Source organism: Enterobacter sp. Ag1 (assembly GCA_000277545.1).
GTDB lineage: Bacteria > Pseudomonadota > Gammaproteobacteria > Enterobacterales > Enterobacteriaceae > Cedecea.
In genome coordinates this window covers 112,119-128,414 of record AKXM01000003.1, presented here as the reverse complement: position 1 = coordinate 128,414, position 16,296 = coordinate 112,119, and the positions used below count along the sequence as shown (strand labels likewise).

Annotated in this window: 18 protein-coding genes and 1 tRNA gene; 13 read left to right on the top strand and 6 right to left on the bottom strand. The window is 53.0% G+C overall.

The annotated features are described in order from the left end of the window. Positions 1-78 precede the first annotated feature (78 nt). A tRNA-Ser gene (locus A936_RS00690) sits at positions 79-166 on the bottom strand. Positions 167-368: 202 nt separating this feature from the next. Between A936_RS00690 and ghrA the strand changes: the two genes are divergently transcribed. The 4 genes from ghrA to A936_RS00670 all read left to right on the top strand — a co-directional run bounded on the left by ghrA (position 369) and on the right by A936_RS00670 (position 3,326). Next, the gene (ghrA, locus tag A936_RS00685) at positions 369-1,310 is read left to right on the top strand and encodes a glyoxylate/hydroxypyruvate reductase GhrA (protein ID WP_008453575.1); all 942 of its coding nucleotides are present in this window, start codon (positions 369-371) and stop codon (positions 1,308-1,310) included. Positions 1,311-1,413: 103 nt separating this feature from the next. Next, on the top strand, positions 1,414-2,151 hold the full coding sequence (locus A936_RS00680) for a phosphatase (RefSeq protein WP_008453572.1): 738 nt from the start codon (positions 1,414-1,416) through the stop codon (positions 2,149-2,151). Between the two features lie 28 nt (positions 2,152-2,179). Further along, positions 2,180-2,734 carry a TorD/DmsD family molecular chaperone gene (locus A936_RS00675; RefSeq protein ID WP_008453570.1) on the top strand — a complete coding sequence of 185 codons (555 nt, stop codon included), beginning with the start codon at positions 2,180-2,182 and terminating at the stop codon, positions 2,732-2,734. A 103-nt stretch (positions 2,735-2,837) separates the two neighbouring features. Continuing rightward, positions 2,838-3,326, top strand: a complete 489-nt coding sequence (locus A936_RS00670; RefSeq protein WP_008453568.1) for a DUF1097 domain-containing protein — start codon at positions 2,838-2,840, stop codon at positions 3,324-3,326. A gap of 42 nt (positions 3,327-3,368) precedes the next feature. Here A936_RS00670 and csgG read toward each other — a convergent pair whose 3' ends face one another. Genes csgG through csgD form a run of 4 tightly spaced genes read right to left on the bottom strand, consistent with a single transcriptional unit; the run spans position 3,369 to position 5,698 of the window. After that, positions 3,369-4,202 carry a curli production assembly/transport protein CsgG gene (gene csgG, locus A936_RS00665; protein ID WP_008453567.1) on the bottom strand — a complete coding sequence of 278 codons (834 nt, stop codon included), beginning with the start codon at positions 4,200-4,202 and terminating at the stop codon, positions 3,369-3,371. Between the two features lie 28 nt (positions 4,203-4,230). Continuing rightward, entirely contained in the window at positions 4,231-4,647 is a 417-nt protein-coding gene (gene csgF / locus A936_RS00660; RefSeq protein WP_008453564.1) for a curli production assembly/transport protein CsgF, read from the bottom strand. A 9-nt stretch (positions 4,648-4,656) separates the two neighbouring features. Continuing rightward, complete coding sequence (gene csgE, locus A936_RS00655) at positions 4,657-5,043, bottom strand: curli production assembly/transport protein CsgE (protein WP_008453562.1); 387 nt, start codon at positions 5,041-5,043, stop codon at positions 4,657-4,659. A gap of 4 nt (positions 5,044-5,047) precedes the next feature. After that, positions 5,048-5,698 carry a biofilm master transcriptional regulator CsgD gene (gene csgD / locus A936_RS00650; protein WP_008453560.1) on the bottom strand — a complete coding sequence of 217 codons (651 nt, stop codon included), beginning with the start codon at positions 5,696-5,698 and terminating at the stop codon, positions 5,048-5,050. Positions 5,699-6,477: 779 nt separating this feature from the next. Between csgD and csgB the strand changes: the two genes are divergently transcribed. The 9 genes from csgB to ymdB all read left to right on the top strand — a co-directional run bounded on the left by csgB (position 6,478) and on the right by ymdB (position 14,906). After that, on the top strand, positions 6,478-6,927 hold the full coding sequence (csgB, locus tag A936_RS00645; RefSeq protein ID WP_008453558.1) for a curli minor subunit CsgB: 450 nt from the start codon (positions 6,478-6,480) through the stop codon (positions 6,925-6,927). 45 nt (positions 6,928-6,972) lie between these two features. Beyond that, positions 6,973-7,386, top strand: a complete 414-nt coding sequence (gene csgA / locus A936_RS00640; RefSeq protein ID WP_008453557.1) for a curli major subunit CsgA — start codon at positions 6,973-6,975, stop codon at positions 7,384-7,386. Between the two features lie 57 nt (positions 7,387-7,443). Beyond that, positions 7,444-7,773 (top strand): curli assembly chaperone CsgC, encoded by a 330-nt coding sequence (gene csgC / locus A936_RS00635; RefSeq protein ID WP_008453555.1) that lies wholly within the window; start codon positions 7,444-7,446, stop codon positions 7,771-7,773. 45 nt (positions 7,774-7,818) lie between these two features. Next, positions 7,819-8,202, top strand: a complete 384-nt coding sequence (locus A936_RS00630) for a YmdA family protein (protein WP_237717555.1) — start codon at positions 7,819-7,821, stop codon at positions 8,200-8,202. 103 nt (positions 8,203-8,305) lie between these two features. Beyond that, positions 8,306-8,911, top strand: a complete 606-nt coding sequence (locus A936_RS00625; RefSeq protein WP_008453552.1) for an outer membrane lipoprotein carrier protein LolA — start codon at positions 8,306-8,308, stop codon at positions 8,909-8,911. A 97-nt stretch (positions 8,912-9,008) separates the two neighbouring features. Beyond that, positions 9,009-9,890 (top strand): Fe(3+)-hydroxamate ABC transporter substrate-binding protein FhuD, encoded by an 882-nt coding sequence (gene fhuD, locus A936_RS00620; protein WP_008453549.1) that lies wholly within the window; start codon positions 9,009-9,011, stop codon positions 9,888-9,890. Continuing rightward, positions 9,821-11,818: a Fe(3+)-hydroxamate ABC transporter permease FhuB gene (fhuB, locus tag A936_RS00615; protein ID WP_052154783.1), complete on the top strand. Its 1,998-nt coding sequence runs from the start codon at positions 9,821-9,823 to the stop codon at positions 11,816-11,818. Before fhuD ends, fhuB begins: the two co-directional genes overlap by 70 nt. A 190-nt stretch (positions 11,819-12,008) precedes the next feature. Continuing rightward, positions 12,009-14,225, top strand: a complete 2,217-nt coding sequence (locus A936_RS00610; protein ID WP_008453544.1) for a TonB-dependent receptor — start codon at positions 12,009-12,011, stop codon at positions 14,223-14,225. A 150-nt stretch (positions 14,226-14,375) separates the two neighbouring features. Further along, positions 14,376-14,906, top strand: a complete 531-nt coding sequence (gene ymdB / locus A936_RS00605) for an O-acetyl-ADP-ribose deacetylase (RefSeq protein ID WP_008453543.1) — start codon at positions 14,376-14,378, stop codon at positions 14,904-14,906. A 94-nt stretch (positions 14,907-15,000) separates the two neighbouring features. Here ymdB and mdoC read toward each other — a convergent pair whose 3' ends face one another. After that, a complete protein-coding gene (gene mdoC, locus A936_RS00600; RefSeq protein ID WP_008453541.1) occupies positions 15,001-16,161 on the bottom strand; it encodes a glucans biosynthesis protein MdoC in 1,161 nt (386 codons plus the stop codon). Positions 16,162-16,296 lie beyond the last annotated feature (135 nt).

Genomic DNA, 16,296 nt, shown 5'->3' with positions numbered 1-16,296 from the left:
CGAGGGTTCTCATCCGTCCCTCGTGGTGCAACATGCGAAAAAAAAGCCCGCATTTGCATGCGAGCTCTTCTTTAAATATGGCGGTGAGGGAGGGATTCGAACCCTCGATACGTTGCCGTATACACACTTTCCAGGCGTGCTCCTTCAGCCACTCGGACACCTCACCATATTGTCGCTCCAGCGCTGCTGGAACGGGCGCTAATTTAGGGAAAATGGGCTTCGCCGTCAATGCTAATTTCATGTTTTTGGTGCGTTTAGCCAAACTTCGTCCAACTTGATTCTTAAACCACCACAAGATGCTGCTTTTTATTACTTTGGGGCTTGCATGGCGAGTCGATTCGCGCAAGCCTAAGAAAAAAGGAGGCAGTATGGACATTATTTTTCATCACCCCACTTTTGACACCGAGTACTGGCTGAATCGCCTTCAGCTGGCTTTGCCTGGCGCTCGCGTTCGCCAGTGGAAGCAGGGCGACCAGCAACCCGCAGACTATGCCCTTGTCTGGCATCCTCCGGTGGAAATGCTTAGCGGCCGTAAAGGGCTAAAAGGCGTATTTGCGCTGGGAGCGGGCGTTGACGCTATCCTCAGTAAACTTCAGGCTCATCCTGACATGCTGCCTGACGGCGTGCCGCTGTTCCGCCTCGAAGACACCGGCATGGGGCTGCAGATGCAGGAGTATGCGATCAGTCAGGTGCTGCACTGGTTCCGTCGTTTTGACGATTACCAAAGGCAAAAACAGCAGGGGCAATGGCAGCCGCTGGACGATTATCGTCGCGAGGATTTCACCATTGGGATCCTCGGTGCAGGCGTGCTGGGCGGTAAAGTCGCTGAAAGTCTTGTGGCCTGGGGCTTCCCGGTTCGCTGCTGGAGCCGCAGTAAGAAAGATTTCCCTGGCGTAGAAAGTTTTGCCGGTGGCGAAGCGCTGCCTGCCTTTTTAAGCGGCACCCGCGTGTTGATCAACTTGCTGCCTAATACGCCGCAAACCGTCGGCATCATCAATCGTGAATTGTTGAGTCAATTGGCTAAAGAGTCCTACGTGATAAATCTCGCGCGCGGGGTTCACCTTGTCGAAGCCGATCTGCTTGCGGCGCTGGATGCCGGGCAGCTCAAGGGGGCAATGCTGGACGTCTTCTCTAAAGAGCCGCTGCCGGAAAATAATCCGCTATGGGCACATCCTCGCGTGGCAATTACGCCGCATGTTGCAGCGGTAACTCGTCCTGATGAGGCGATTGCCTATATAGCAAAAACGATTACTCAACTGGAAAACGGTGAAGCCGTTTCAGGTGAGGTCTCACTTCAGCACGGCTATTAAGCATCAAGCCCGGCCCTGGCCGGGCTGATAACGTTCCAGAAGCAGGCTAAAAATTGTCATAGATTGCTGGTATCCTTACTTCAAAATAGAAAAGGAGAAAGCCATGTATCCCGTTGACCTGCATATGCATACCGTTGCCAGCACCCACGCCTACAGTACCCTCCACGATTATATTGCCGTTGCGAAAGCCAAAGGTATCAAGCTGTTCGCCATTACCGACCACGGCCCGGATATGGCGGATGCGCCGCATTACTGGCACTTTATTAATATGCGTATCTGGCCACGACTGGTCGATGGCGTCGGCATTTTGCGCGGTATTGAGTCGAACATTAAAAATACCGCCGGGGAAATAGACTGCACCGGCCCGATGCTGGACGCGCTGGATTTAATTATCGCGGGCTTCCATGAGCCGGTGTTCCCGCCCAAAGATAAAGCCACCCACACCGAAGCGATGATCGCGACGATGGCGAACGGCGACGTACATATCATCAGCCATCCGGGGAATCCTAAGTTTGAGATTGATATCCCAGCTGTTGCGGCGGCGGCGGCGAAGTATAACGTCGCGCTGGAGCTGAATAATTCTTCGTTTACCCATTCGCGTATTGGCAGCGGCCCAAACTGTCGCGCTATTGCCGAAGCCGTGCGCGATGCAGGTGGCTGGCTGGCGTTAGGATCCGACTCTCACACTGCCTTTACGCTGGGGGATTTCACCGAATGCCGTAAAATCCTCGACGAAATCAATTTCCCGGAAGAGCGGATCCTTAACGTCTCTCCGCAGCGCCTGCTGGGCTTCCTGGAAGCCCGTGGTATGGCGCCAATTGCTGAATTTGCCACACTGTAATTAACACCCGTAATGGATAGAGCCAGTCATGAATGAATTTTCAATTATTTGCCGCGTACTCGGATCGCTTTTTTATCGCCAGCCGCAGGATCCCCTGTTGGTGCCTCTTTTTACGCTGATCCGTGAAGGGAAGCTGGCGGCAAGCTGGCCACTGGAGCAGGATGAGCTGTTGGGCCGGCTGCAAAATAGCTGCGATCCGCAGCTGCTGGCGGGCGACTTTAACGCTTTGTTTGTTGGCGAAAAATGCAGCGTGCCGCCATTCCGTTCCGCCTGGGAAGAGGGGAGCGATGAAGGCGAAGTGCGCCAGTTCCTGAAGCAGCGTGGCATGCCGCTGGGTGAGTCCCCGGCCGATCATTTTGGGACGCTATTGCTGGCGGCCTCGTGGCTTGAAGACCAGTCTCATGAAGATGAGTTTGAAGCGCAGGTGACGCTGTTTGATGACTACCTGATGCCGTGGTGCGGGACTTTCCTGGGCAAAGTTGAAGCCCATGCCACAACGCCATTCTACCGCACGCTGGCGGCGATCAGCCGTGAGGCGCTGCAGGCCATGCGCGATGAGCTGCAGGAATCAGAGGATGAGTAATTGTGATGTTAATCACAATTAAAATGTAACGCTGATTTCTTATTTGCAAAAAACGTGCGCCAGATCGTAGTGGTTGGCCCGGCCTCTGCTATGATACGGCGCCATGAAGACACTTATTCCATTAGCAATCACCACCGGTATTCTCTCCGGCCTTTGGGGCTGGGTGGCGGTGAGCCTCGGCCTGCTGGGCTGGGCCGGTTTCCTCGGCTGTACCGCTTATTTTGCCTGTCCGCAGGGCGGTATGAAGGGGCTTTTTATTTCCCTGTGTACGCTGTGCAGCGGCGTGCTGTGGGCGCTGGTAATTATTCACGGCAGCGCGCTGGCGCCGCAGGCGGAAATCCTGGGCTACATCATGACCGGCGTAGTCGCCTTCCTGATGTGTATTCAGGCGCGCCATATTTTGCTCTCGTTTGTCCCCGGGACGTTTATCGGCGCCTGTGCAACCTTTGCCAATCAGGGTGAGTGGCACAACGTTGTACCTTCGTTGCTTTTAGGCCTGATGTTTGGCTTTGCCATGAAAAACAGTGGGTTGTGGCTCGCTGCCCGGCGGGACAAGCCAAAACCGAAAGCCAGCTCATTGCTAAGCGAATAAAAAAACCAGCGAAAGCTGGTTTTTTTATCGATGCACAGAGCCTCATGAAGCGGGCGGCGTTGAGAGCTGTTTGTATTTCACCAGCACCGGATTGTTAATATCGGCCGGGTTCTGTAGATCCCAGAGTCCCCGGTCGATACCGTCGTTGACCAGATAGATGACCCCCGTTTCAATGGCGGACATCAGGCACAGCATGACCGGCTCGTTGCTGGTATAGCCCACTTCACCTTCCAGCAGACGCTGATAATCAATAAACCGGAAGACGCCGGCTTGCACCTCGTATGACAGGATCGTTTTGCTGGTGTTGACGGACGACATAACTTCGCCGGTGCTGACGTCCACCACCCTTAAATTAACGGCAATTTGATCAAGCTGGTACTGCGTGTCGGCCCCAATGCCAAAGTAGCGAGCGCCCGCGCCACCCGACTTGACGTTACTCTCGTAGCCAATGATCGAGCCTTCAATCATCACATTGGCCGCCATCAGAGAGTGCAGCGGGGCGCGGTTATTATCGGCCACGGTGCCATTTTCCTGGGCGGCACGAATAATTTTGCGTTCGTTAAGCAGGTTTTGCAGCCCCTGGCGTTCAAGGGGGATAAACCAGCGGGAATCCTTCAATGCCGTGACCAGCATAGACGTCGCGCTCTGCGGTACGGCGGTAGAAAAGTTGCTGGCAGGATAGGGCTTGAACTGGCCCGTTTCGTCCTGAATGTTATACACCGAGACATAAAGCTTCCCTTTTGCTTCCGGCAAATGCGTCAGGTCGAGATAGCTTTGCGCGCGCGGTAATAACGTTGGTTTGGCGGCCTCTTTTGGCGGAGCCGTTAAACAACCACTTAATAAAAACACCGCCATAATCAGAAGTATGCGCTGCATGATAGTGATCCTTTCAGAGGTTAAGCCACTAAAAATTCGTAGAATTCGCCTGCAGGCCGGATACCTGAATGGTTGACGTTTTGCCGGTTTTGCGGTCGGTGACGTTGAGCTGAAGCTGGCCGTCAGTGTTGGCAATATCGACGATAAAATCATTGGTGACCATGCGCCCTGGTTTACCGGTATTAATATTGGTCAGCAGCCCGCCCAGCACCTGCGACTGCAGCGCCTGGGTGAAGTTATCCAGCGCGCTGGGCATTTGAATGCCTAGATCGCTGCTGTAGCTGGGATCTTTATAAGAGTTTTGCGCCTGGGCCGAATTTAACAAATAGGCGCCGTTATTGGGGTTACCGCCAAAATTGGGGTTCACAAACTGGAAAACCATATTCCCGCCCCAGGCCAGCGGCGTAAATAACAGCACGGGCAGTACGGCATGATAAATACGCATCATCGTCTCCTAGAATTCATCGTGGGTTAAATCGCTGGTGCTCAAGAGTTGCTTATCGATCAGCCTGCGTTTAAGCGCCTCATCGGTATGGACCAGTGCAACGTCAACGTTTTTGTCAAAGTCGCGCTTTGTGGGGAAAAGAAAAGCCTGATAAACAACATCCTGGCCTGCGGTAATCGTTATCCAGCTCCCCCAGCGGGCGCTGGGGCGCTCGTTGATGGTTAAATTACCGGTATAGTTGCTTTCCCATTTATCGCTGAAGGCGCGATAAAAGCTGTGGCCAACGGAGGTGACGGTATGGTCTGTCAGCAGTCCAGGGATCTCGACTTCTTCGGCCAGGACACTGCTTATCAGGCAGCAGCAAGCTGCCAGCGTAAATGCAGCTGAACGTTTCATGGGGCTATCGCCGAAGATTATCGTTGGCCCAGGAAACCGCCTGAGTTCGGTTCTTGACGGCTATCTTTCTGAACAGGTTATACAGGTGCGTTTTGACCGTGTTCTCGCTGATAAACAGCGAACGCGCGATTTCAACATTGGAAGAACCAACGCGCAGCTTATTCAGTATTTCCTTTTCGCGCTGCGTCAGGCGGGATGACTCGGCGTTGTTAAACCGGTAGTTGCCGGAGTGGCTGATCAGATAACTGGCCAGTTTCTGCGAGAAGTAACATTCGCCAGCCAGTACCCCGCGCAGTCCCTCGATGACTTTGGGCTCTTCTACAGCAAGATAAAAAACGCCATTGATGTGCGGCCAGCTTTCAATCTCCCGGAAGGGATACTCCTCCGGCGTATTGAGTAACAACAATTTTATCTGACAGTTTTTACGACTTAGTTTATCCTGCCAGAACAGAATGGTCTTTTTATCTGTTTCCGCCATATCAAATAAAATCAGAACATTACCGGGAAATTCATCCAGTGGCCGTTGAATATTATGAATACGGCCATTTATTTCTAACGAGGCGCGCAGGTGCTGTAATAAGGCTGAAGCCTGGAGAGAGGGTTTTGTCATTAACAATAACGTAGGGCCCTGAAGGGCATGGACTTCATTATACATGATGAAACTCCACCTGGTTTATGTCGCTACCTTTTGAATTAATAAGAATTAATTCTCTATAACGTGACGAGTGCCGCGACGGTGCTGTATGTTAAATATTTTTAATCGCCGAAATGATTTTATTTCGGTCAGCAAAAGAAAATTAACTAAAGAAGTGGTAACTGTTTCCAATTTAGCGATTGGATATTTTAACGCAAGTGTTAACTATGTAACTAAATGTTTCTTTGGGTATTAAAATGTTTCAATTGAGAGTGTTCGCTATTTAATTTTAAGCAGAAAGTTGTACGTTTTTTGCTTTCTGTATAGAAAATTAATTTCGATTTTTAATTTTAACTAATTGTATTTTATGTATTTTATTTTTTATTTTTTTGTTTTACTCACTCTGTTCATAATTTTAAAAACCGCGTTCCCAGCATTCAACCGCTTCGCTTAAGAAAACTGAGTATGATGACGAAGTTTTCTCATAAACTGACTAAGCATCGCTTAAGTTGTGCTAAGTCAGTGAGAGTTAAGGTGACTTTAAATAAGTGTGCTAATGATTATCCGATCCCTGGATCAGGGGGTTGTAATAGTGATGATTGTCTGTTTTTATTTCGTATTAATACTTTGGTGTGAATTTTATAATGCAAAATACCACCCCGGCATGAGATATTTTTAATTGTTGCCGTAACATACTAATTTGCGTAACGATGCAATAACACATTATTGTTGGTCCGTTATGCTTGACCTGAATGTTACGCGTCATATTGTTCCGGCATTATCTGGTTCAGGGTGACAGAATGAAAAAATATTTTATTTCTATAATGTTCGCTGGCCTGGCGAGTCATTGTTTTGCGGCGAGTAACGATCTCGCCACTGCTGAGTATAATTTTGCTGTCAATGAATTGAGCAATCCTCAATTTAATCAAACGGCCATTATTGGCCAGTCTGGTAGCAATAATAATGCTGCAGTAGTTCAGCGGGGTCAGAAGCAACTTTCTGAGGTTACGCAAAGCGGAGCAGGCAACCGGGCAAACATCGAACAATCAGGCAGTTATAACCTGGCTTATATCTCGCAAGAAGGTAACGCCAACGAGGCGGGTATTAAGCAGGATTCATTTGGTAATGCGGCGCTTATTATCCAACGAGGTTCTGGTAATAAAGCAAACATTACCCAGTACGGTACCCAGAAGTCAGCAGTTGTTGTGCAAAACCAGTCACAAATGGCGATTCGCATTATTCAGCGATAAGCAAAATATTTGGGCTGAAACTATCAATCCGATGGGGGTTTTAGTATGAATCTTTTCAAAGTGGCAGCATTAGCAGCACTGGTTGTTTCCGCAGGTGCAATGGCGACCTATCCGCAGCAGGCTCAGCACTCGACCTTGAAAATATATCAGCAGGGTAACGGAAATAATGCCACAGCGCTGCAGTCGAATGCGTTCTATTCGAAGACTGAAATTAAACAGCTGGGCACGGTGAATGGGGCAAAAGTTGGCCAGGGCTCTGACAGCAGCGATATTAAACTGCTGCAGGATGGCTACGGTAACAATGCCACCATCAGCCAGTGGAACGGGAAAAACGCGCAGATTGATGTTCAGCAGTTCGGGACCAACAACGGGGCAGTGGTTAATCAGACGGCATCCAGCTCTCTGGTGTCGGTCACCCAGTTCGGCAACGGTAACCACGCCACTGCATCTCAGTACTAAAGCGACCTGGCTATCGCGTGAACAGGGCCGACGGCCCTGTTTTTCTTTGGAGGTTGTATGCATACCCTGGTATTGCTTGCCGCACTCTCAAGTCAGCTGACGTTTAATACCCGGCAGCAGGAAAACATCTACACAATAACGCCTGTCGCGACGCTGGCGGCGGATTGCCAGTGCACCTTGACGCTGGTGGCAACCAAAACTGGCCCGTCGGGGAAAAGCTCCAGCCACCAAAGCAGCGAACTGTTTATAAAAGCACATCAGGCCGTCGATCTGTCGCAGCTAAGTTTGAATATTGACCCCGGAGACAGCGTCACGGTCACTGTTACCCTGAGCGACGGAAAAGCCTTTCACCTTGAGCAACAGTGGCAAAAGCCGGGGAAGTCTTGACCGCAAACAAATATATGTGACGGAAGTATTGCAAGAACAAAAAACATGGATCACTGTTTAATTATCTTTGATTTTCTGCCGATAACCTTCAGGGACGACAGCAATCGAGGAGTAATAAACGTGAAAGCAAGTTTTCAGCAGTATTTGCTTTGTCTGGCGCTGGGCATCGCGGTTTCACCGCTTTCTCAGGCTGCATCCTCTGGCATCATTCATTTTCGAGGTGAAATAGTAGAAGGCGGCTGTCAGTGGACATCGGCCAGCTCCAATGTCGCCATGACCTGCACCGAAAAAGGCAAACCCGTCACTCAGACCGTTGCCCTTAGCTCTCTGGATGGTATTACCCTTCATAATGATAGTACGATGCAAACCCGTGTGAAATACCTCGACCCACAGCACAAAACAGCAGTGCTGTACGTTACCTATCAATAACGCCACGGCCCGTTTAACGCGGGCTGTGTATTTTTGGTTTCAGACCACATAGCAGAGTAAACTAACGCGGATCGATTTCAGTTGAACGCATAGGGTTATTGCTGTGAAAAAAAGTTTGCTCCTTTCTCTTCTGCTGGTGGCGCAGGTGACAGGGGCGGTAACGCTGGATGACATCCAAAAGCGATTTGCCGCCGTGCCGGTAATGCGGGCGCAGTTTGAGCAGGAGCGCCAGATAAAAGGCATGGCGCAGCCGCTGCATTCCAGCGGGCGGATTGTGGTGACAAAGCATAAAGGGCTGTGGTGGCAGCAGCGTCAGCCTTTCCCGATGGGACTGGTTGTTGGGGAGAATCGGATGGTTCAGGTGATGGGTAACCAGCCGCCGCAGGCAATCACCGCGGAGAACAATCCGCCAATGTTTCAGTTCAACCAACTGCTGCGTACGCTGTTTTATCTCGATCGAAAAGCGCTTGAGAAAGACTTTATCAGCGAGTTTTCCGACCTGGGGGAGGGAAGATGGCGGCTGGTATTAATTCCCTTTGAGAAAACGCTCAGCGGGCTGTTCCGCTCGATTACGCTTTATGGTGAGAAGTCGCTGGACCGAATTGAGCTGAATGACGTGGAGGATGACGCCACGGAAATAACGTTTACGCACCATCAGTTTGAACCCCGCAGACTTAGTCAGGAAGAGCGCAAACGCCTTGTCTTCTAAATAATGCCCGGCCGCTAGCTGAGTTTTTGATTGCGTTGGCGGCGGCTGGCGGCATAATGTGTAAAACTTAATTAGAACGATAACTATTGCTATTTATATGGACGTTTCTTTAAGCCGCCGACGCCTGCTGGCGCTAGCCTCCCTGCTGCCTCTGGCGGCCATTCTTCCCTGCCAGGCTGATGCCCGCCGCTTTGATGTCGCACGTATTATTGCCCTGGAATGGCGACCGGTTGAAATGTTGCTGGCGCTCGGGATTATGCCGATGGCGATTGCCGATAAGCGTAATTATCACCGCTGGGTAGGGGAGCCAACGTTGCCTGAAACCGTCGTTGACGTTGGGCTGAGAAACGAGCCTAACCGCGAGCTGATGCAGCGTCTCACTCCTTCTCTTTTTCTCATCTCCAAAGGCTTCGGGCCGGCTGAGTCAGATTTAACATCTATCGCTCCCTGCTGGTCGACGGCCTTTAATGATGCCTCTGGCCGCCCGCTGGCGCTGTTGGAAAAAGATCTTCTGAGGCTCGGGCAGTTTTTAGGGCGGGAGCAGCAGGCTACCGAACATCTGGCCCATTTTCACCAGCAGATGGCCGCCACCCGCGCAAAGCTGCCGGGTAATCCCAACCCGCTGGTGATGTTTTCATTTCTTGATAGCCGCCGGGTCATGATCTTTGGCCGCAACAGCCTGTTTAACGACCTGCTGGAACGGCTGGGGATGCGTAACGCCTGGGACGGGAAAACCAATGCCTGGGGAAGCGCCATTGTGGGCATTGAAACCCTGGTCAGGCTGGAAAACGTCACGGCAATTTGCTTTATGCACGGCGATGACGATCCGGTCAAAACGGTGGCGAAATCTGCGCTATGGCAGGTTATGCCTTTCGTGCGCGAGGGCCAGTTACACCTGCTGCCAGCGGTATGGTTTTACGGCGGCAGCTTCTCGGCGCTGCGTTTTTGCCAGCTCCTGCCGGAGGCACTGTGCGCATAATCCTGCTTATACTCTGTGCCTTCACGCTGTTTTTGACCGGCTACAACTTCCAGCAAATGCTGCCTGCCGGGCTCTGGTGGCAAGCGATAACTCTGCCTCAGGTGACCGATGTTTCGCAGATGCTGTTTCACTACAGCCTGCTGCCGCGAACCGCGCTTGCGCTGCTTACCGGCGCCGGGCTGGCGCTGGCAGGCTGCCTGTTTCAGCATATTCTGCGTAATCCTCTGGCCGAACCGGCCACCCTTGGCGTTGCGGCTGGGGCACAGCTGGGGCTGACCCTTGCGACGCTGTTTTTGGCGGGGGCAGGGGAAACCGGCAAACAGCTTGCGGCGCTGGCTGGCGCAATGGCCGTAGGCAGTATTGTGCTCGGGGCTGCCTGGGGTAAACGAATGTCGCCGGTTACGCTAATCCTTGCCGGCCTGGTATTGGGACTTTATTGCGGAGCCGTAAAAAGCTTCCTCGTATTGTTCAACCATGAACGCCTGCAAAATCTCTTTATCTGGAGCAGCGGGATGTTGAACCAGTACGACTGGGCTGGCGTGGAGTTTCTTTGGCCGAGGCTTCTGGCCGTGCTGGTACTCATCGTACTGATGATTCGCCCGCTGGGTATGCTGGCCCTGGATGACACCGTATTACGTGGACTGGGGATGAAGCTGGCTTTAGTGCGCGTGGGCGGGCTATTTTTGGCCCTGCTGCTGAGTTCGATGCTGGTCAGCGTGGTGGGCGTGATCGGATTTATTGGCCTGTTTGCTCCGGTCCTGGCCGGCATGTTTGGCGTGAGACGTCTGCTGCCTAAACTCCTGGCTTCGATGGCGACGGGGGCATTGCTGCTGTTACTGAGCGATCAACTGGTTCTGTGGGTTGGACGCTATTGGCAAGAACTGCCCACCGGCGCCGTGACGGCGCTGGTGGGGGCACCGTTAATGCTGTGGTTATTGCCACGCCTGCGCCATCAGCGTTTGGCGGCTTCTGATGATGCCAGCGCGATTGCGGAACGCCAACTTTCCCCCGCTACGGTATTGCTGATTATTGCTGTTTTGGCGCTGGTTGCCTTGCTCGCGCTGGGCGTTGGGCGGGAAAGCGCAGGCTGGTTTATCGGCATACAAGAAATGTGGCAGTGGCGCTGGCCGAGGGTGCTGTCGGCGCTTGCCGCGGGCGCAATGCTGGCGGCGGCCGGTACGCTGGTACAAAAAATGACCGGCAATCCGATGGCCAGCCCCGAGGTGCTGGGCGTGAGTTCCGGCGCGGCCTGCGCCATCGTGTTATTGATATTTCTCGTCCCCGGCGACGTCAGCGCCTGGCAACTGCCGGCGGGCTTTGCCGGCGCGGCGCTCACGCTGCTGGCGATGCTCGTTTTAGCCCGCTCCGGGCTGGCTCCGGGAAGGCTTTTACTGACCGGTGTGGCGCTGAGTACCGTTTTCGCCACGCTGCTCACGCTTTATCTGGCCAGCGGAGATCCGCGCAGCGGGTCGGTGCTGACGTGGCTGTCCGGCTCCACCTGGAAAGTAACCGGGCAGCAGGCGCTGGTGAGCGGGGGCATGGCGCTGGCGCTGATTGAGCTTACGCCCCTGGTGCGCCGCTGGCTCGCTATACTCCCGCTGGGCGGTGAGACGGCTCAGGCCCTGGGCATTGCCCTGAGTCAATCGCGCATCAGCATTCTGGTGCTGGCAGCCGGACTAGTTGCTGCCGCAACGCTCTGCGTGGGGCCACTAAGTTTTGTTGGGTTGATGGCACCACACATGGCAAGAATGCTCGGCTTCCGCCGCGCAATGCCCCAGCTTATCGTGGCTATTGCTATCGGGGCCGGGCTGATGCTGCTGGCCGACTGGCTGGGCCGAAGCCTTATCTTCCCGTTCCAAATCCCGGCAGGATTGTTAGCCACGCTCTGCGGTGCGCCGTACTTTATCTGGCTGTTACGCAAAGCGTGACTGGCCTTAAAAGCAGGCTCGTTCCGGGCGTGCCTGCTGTTTGAGTTCCTCTCTATTTACGTGGCCAGGCGTTTTTACTGGTCAACCTCCCTCTGGGCATTTTTCTTGCAATTTCTAATGATGAAACGATAATCACGATCAAAATCATAATCGTTCTCATTAATTATTTTTATTTTACCAGGAAATTTCAATGCCTCACCAACCACCTCGCCAGGCCGGGTTTAAACCGCGCCTGATCGCAGCGTTGATCGCTGCCGCCTGCATGCCTGTTGCCGCTGCGCCACAGGAAAATCCTCAGCAAAAAGCTTTAGTGAAAGAAGAGACCATTACCGTCACGGCGACCCCGGATACGCAGTTTCGCGAAGGCGGTAACGAGCTGGTGCCTGCTTACCTGGACGGGCAGGTGGCCAATGGCGGTCGCCTGGGCATGCTCGGTGAGCAGGATGCGCGCAACGTGCCGTTTAACGTCATCGGCTATACCTCCAAAATGATCGAGGATAAGCAGGCCAATACCCTCAGCGACATTGTCCGTAATGACGCGACTATTCAGCCCGTGCGCAGCTACGGTAACTTTGGCGAGTCGTACCGCGTGCGCGGTTTCCTGTTAGACGGGGATGATATTTCTTACGGCGGTCTGTATGGCGTATTGCCGCGGCAGATCACCAGCACGGCACTTGCGGAACGCATCGAGGTGATTAAGGGCTCCACGGCCTTCCTGAACGGTGTTCCTCCGGGCGGGTCTGGCGTGGGCGGGGCCATTAATATTGAGCCCAAGCGTGCAGGCAGTGAACCACATACCCAACTTGGCGTGGATTACACCGGGCGTTCGCAGATTGGAGGCTCTTTGGATACTGGCCGCAGGTTTGGGGATAACGACCAGTTTGGCGCCCGCGTGAACCTGCTGCACCGTGAAGGCGAGAGTGAGGTTCGCGAGCAGAAGAACAGAACATCGTTGGCAAGCGTTGGGCTGGATTACAAAGGCGACAGGCTGCGGACGTCGTTCGACGGCGGCTACCAGAAGATGACGGTACACAATGGCCGTATCGGGGTGGGGGTTGGCGCTATTACGCAGATGCCTGAGGTGCCGGATAACCGAACAAACTACGGGCAGCCGTGGGTTTATTCAGACATGAGCTCTCGCTTTGCCGCGTTGCACAGCGAGTATGATGTGGCGAACAGCTGGACGCTTTATGGCGCGCTGGGCACCAGCGAAACCGACGAAAGAGGCAATTACAGCGTGCCTAAGTTTGTTGATAACAAGGGCAACACCAGCCAGACTCGTTTGTCTACGCGATACATCGCCGACGCTTTCTCCGGCATGGGCGGCGTGCGGGGGAAATTTGATACCGGCTTTATCGGCCACAGCGTGAACCTCGGCTATTCCGGCGTTTACCGTAAAACCCGCGCGGCCTACACCATGTCATCCAGCAAAACCGCCGTTGGGAATAATATCTACGATCCGTCTTATCTCGACCTGAGCCGTTTCCCGACGGTCGCTTCCGGTAGCAATATGGACGATCCGACCCAGCGGAGCCGCACGATAACAAGCGGGGTTTCGCTGTCCGATACGCTCTCCGCGCTGGACGATAAGGTGCTGTTGACCGTGGGCGCTCGCCGCCAGGACGTGCGGGTTCGTAACTACAGCTATACCGGTGTGGAAGACCCTAAAACACGCTTTGATGCTTTCAAGGTTACGCCGGTTTATGGCCTGGTAGTGAAGCCGTGGGAGCCGGTTTCTTTTTATGCGAACCACATTGAAGCGCTGCAGCCTGGGCCGACAGCAACCTCTAAAGCAACCAATGCCGGAAACGTGGTCGGGGTTGTGCAGTCGAAGCAGAACGAAGTGGGCATGAAGATGGACTTCGGCCGCGTGGGCGGTAGCCTGGCGCTGTTTGAGATCGAAAAGCCGGTGGGGATGCTCGACAGCAACAATCTTTACGGCCTGTATGGCGAACAGCGCAGCCGCGGTATGGAACTGAACGTATTTGGTGAGCCACTGTACGGCGTGCGCCTGTTGGGAAGTGCCCTTTGGCTTCAGCCAGAAATGGTGAAGACTAACGGCGGGACAAACGACGGTAAGGATGCGATCGGCGTTCCGCGTTACTCCTGGTCCGTGGGCGGCGAATGGGATCTGCCTTGGGTGCAGAACCTGACTGCGACGGGGACGCTAATGCGCACCGGGTCACAATACGCCAACGCCGACAACAGCATTAAGCTGAACGGCTGGACTCGCCTCGATCTCGGCGTGCGCTATAGCACCAAGGTTAACGAACAGACGCTGACCTGGCGCGCCAACGTCGAAAACGTGACTAACGAAAAATACTGGGCTTCTGTCGACGACAGCGGGGCGTATATTACGCAAAGTGACCCACGCACCCTGAAACTTTCCATGACTGTTGATTTCTAATCCAATAACAAAGGCCCCGTGAAGGCGGGGTTTTTTGTGGCTGATATCCGGAGATTTTCAAAAGTTGAAATGTCCGGAAACGATAATAGTCATGTACGCGCCCCGTCTGACGAGAATAGACTACGGCAAAGTACAGTTGGAGAATGGTTAATGAGTGAACGCATACAGGTCGTCCAGGGAGACATCACGCAGATTGAGGTCGATGTGATTGTCAACGCGGCAAACCCTTCGCTGATGGGCGGTGGGGGAGTGGATGGGGCGATACATCGCGCCGCCGGACCTGCGCTGCTGGAAGCCTGTAAAGCGGTACGCCAGCTGCAGGGCGAATGTCCCCCGGGTCAGGCGGTGATTACCGAGGCCGGGAACATTCCGGTAAAAGCGGTGATCCACGCCGTGGGGCCAGTCTGGCACGGCGGCGAGCAGAACGAAGCCGAGCTTTTGGAACTGGCCTACCGTAACAGCCTGGATTTAGCCGCCGCTAACGGCTACCGCTCAATTGCTTTTCCGGCCATCAGCACCGGCGTGTATGGCTTTCCAAAAGCGCAGGCCGCACGCATAGCGTGGGATGTTGCTTACAAATACATTGGTCTGCGCCCGCTGCCGGAGCGCGTGGTATTTGTTTGCTTTGATGATGAGAACACGCAGATTTATCAGCAGATTGCGGCTGAGTGTCATAAATAAATCACGACAGCTTCATAAAACTTCAATCTGTGGCCGCTAAGATTTCCGTCGCAGAGATAAAAAAGGCCGGTGTTCATACCCGGCCTTTAGTGTGTTATCCCGCAAATGATTGTGGCGTCGCCGCCTTCTCCTTCGGCTTGCCTGAAAACAGGAAACGAAGCAGGGGAATTCGCAGGTGCAGCTCGTAAAGCAGCAGCGCGATGCCGACTACAAAGACCAGCCCGCTGAAGAAACCTAAAATATTGGACGTGATGTGCGGCGTGATAAACGCGCCGAAGAACAGCGTGAGCGGATGGTGTACCAGATAGATAAACAGCGATGCATTAACGAAATAGGTCACTCGCGCGGATTTAAAATTCAGCATTTTATAGCCCAGCGAAAACACGACGTTGACCATCCATAGCCCCATCAGCATGGTGATCACGCTTTCCGTTTCGTACATCCAGGCATCGCCGCTGCCGTAGCGCTGGTTTAATAAATAGGCGGCAAACGCAAAGACCGCGCCCACCTGACTCCAGCGTGAAGGCGTGGTGAACAGGATTTTCAGCGACTCGCGTTTGAAAGTCAGCGCGCCAAGCATAAAGAACGGCAGATAAAACAGCGTTTGCATCACCACGAAATTAAACAGCCCGTCGCTTAATAACGGCGCGTGGATAATAAAAATAGTCCGGCGAATAGCGGCGTATAAAATGCCGAAGCCGAGAAATAAAAGTGAGAGTTTTCCCAGGGTAATTGGTGAATTATTATTCTGTTCGTTTCTAATTATAAAATTATTAATTTTTTGAAACAAAACCATGCCCAGGGTCGTTAATATCACCAGGACCAGTAAAAACCACAGGTGAGACACAAGCTCCCACACCAGCGTATTGTATTTTTGATAGCCGGTGAGCGTATGCCACAGGCCAGTTTTGTCGTTGATGTACTGCAGCATCATGAACTGAGGCAGCGTCAGCAGCGGTATTGCGGTGAGCATCGGGATGCCGACGCGCTCTACACGCACTGTCCACCAGCGTTTCAGCGGGTAGCGCAGAAATAACATGTAGGAAAAATAGCCAGAAATAACGAAGAACACCTGCATACGAAACGCGTGAATAAAATCATTAAACAGCGTCAGGCTCGCGGAGGGTTCTGCGCTATTGACGTGCCAGTGATGGCTCGAATAGATGAGCGAAATGTGGAATGGAATGCCCAACAGCATCAGCCATGCACGAATAGAATCCAGGAAAAACTCACGTTGTTGCGGTGCGTTACTCATAATACTCCAGACATTTTCAGACTATTCGTCTTATCCTTAAGACCCTATCCCATCAGGCTAAAAGTCCAGTTCAGTCTACATATTCGTGGCAACCCTACACTAAGCATGTCATCCTGTCGCCAGGATGAACTCTTA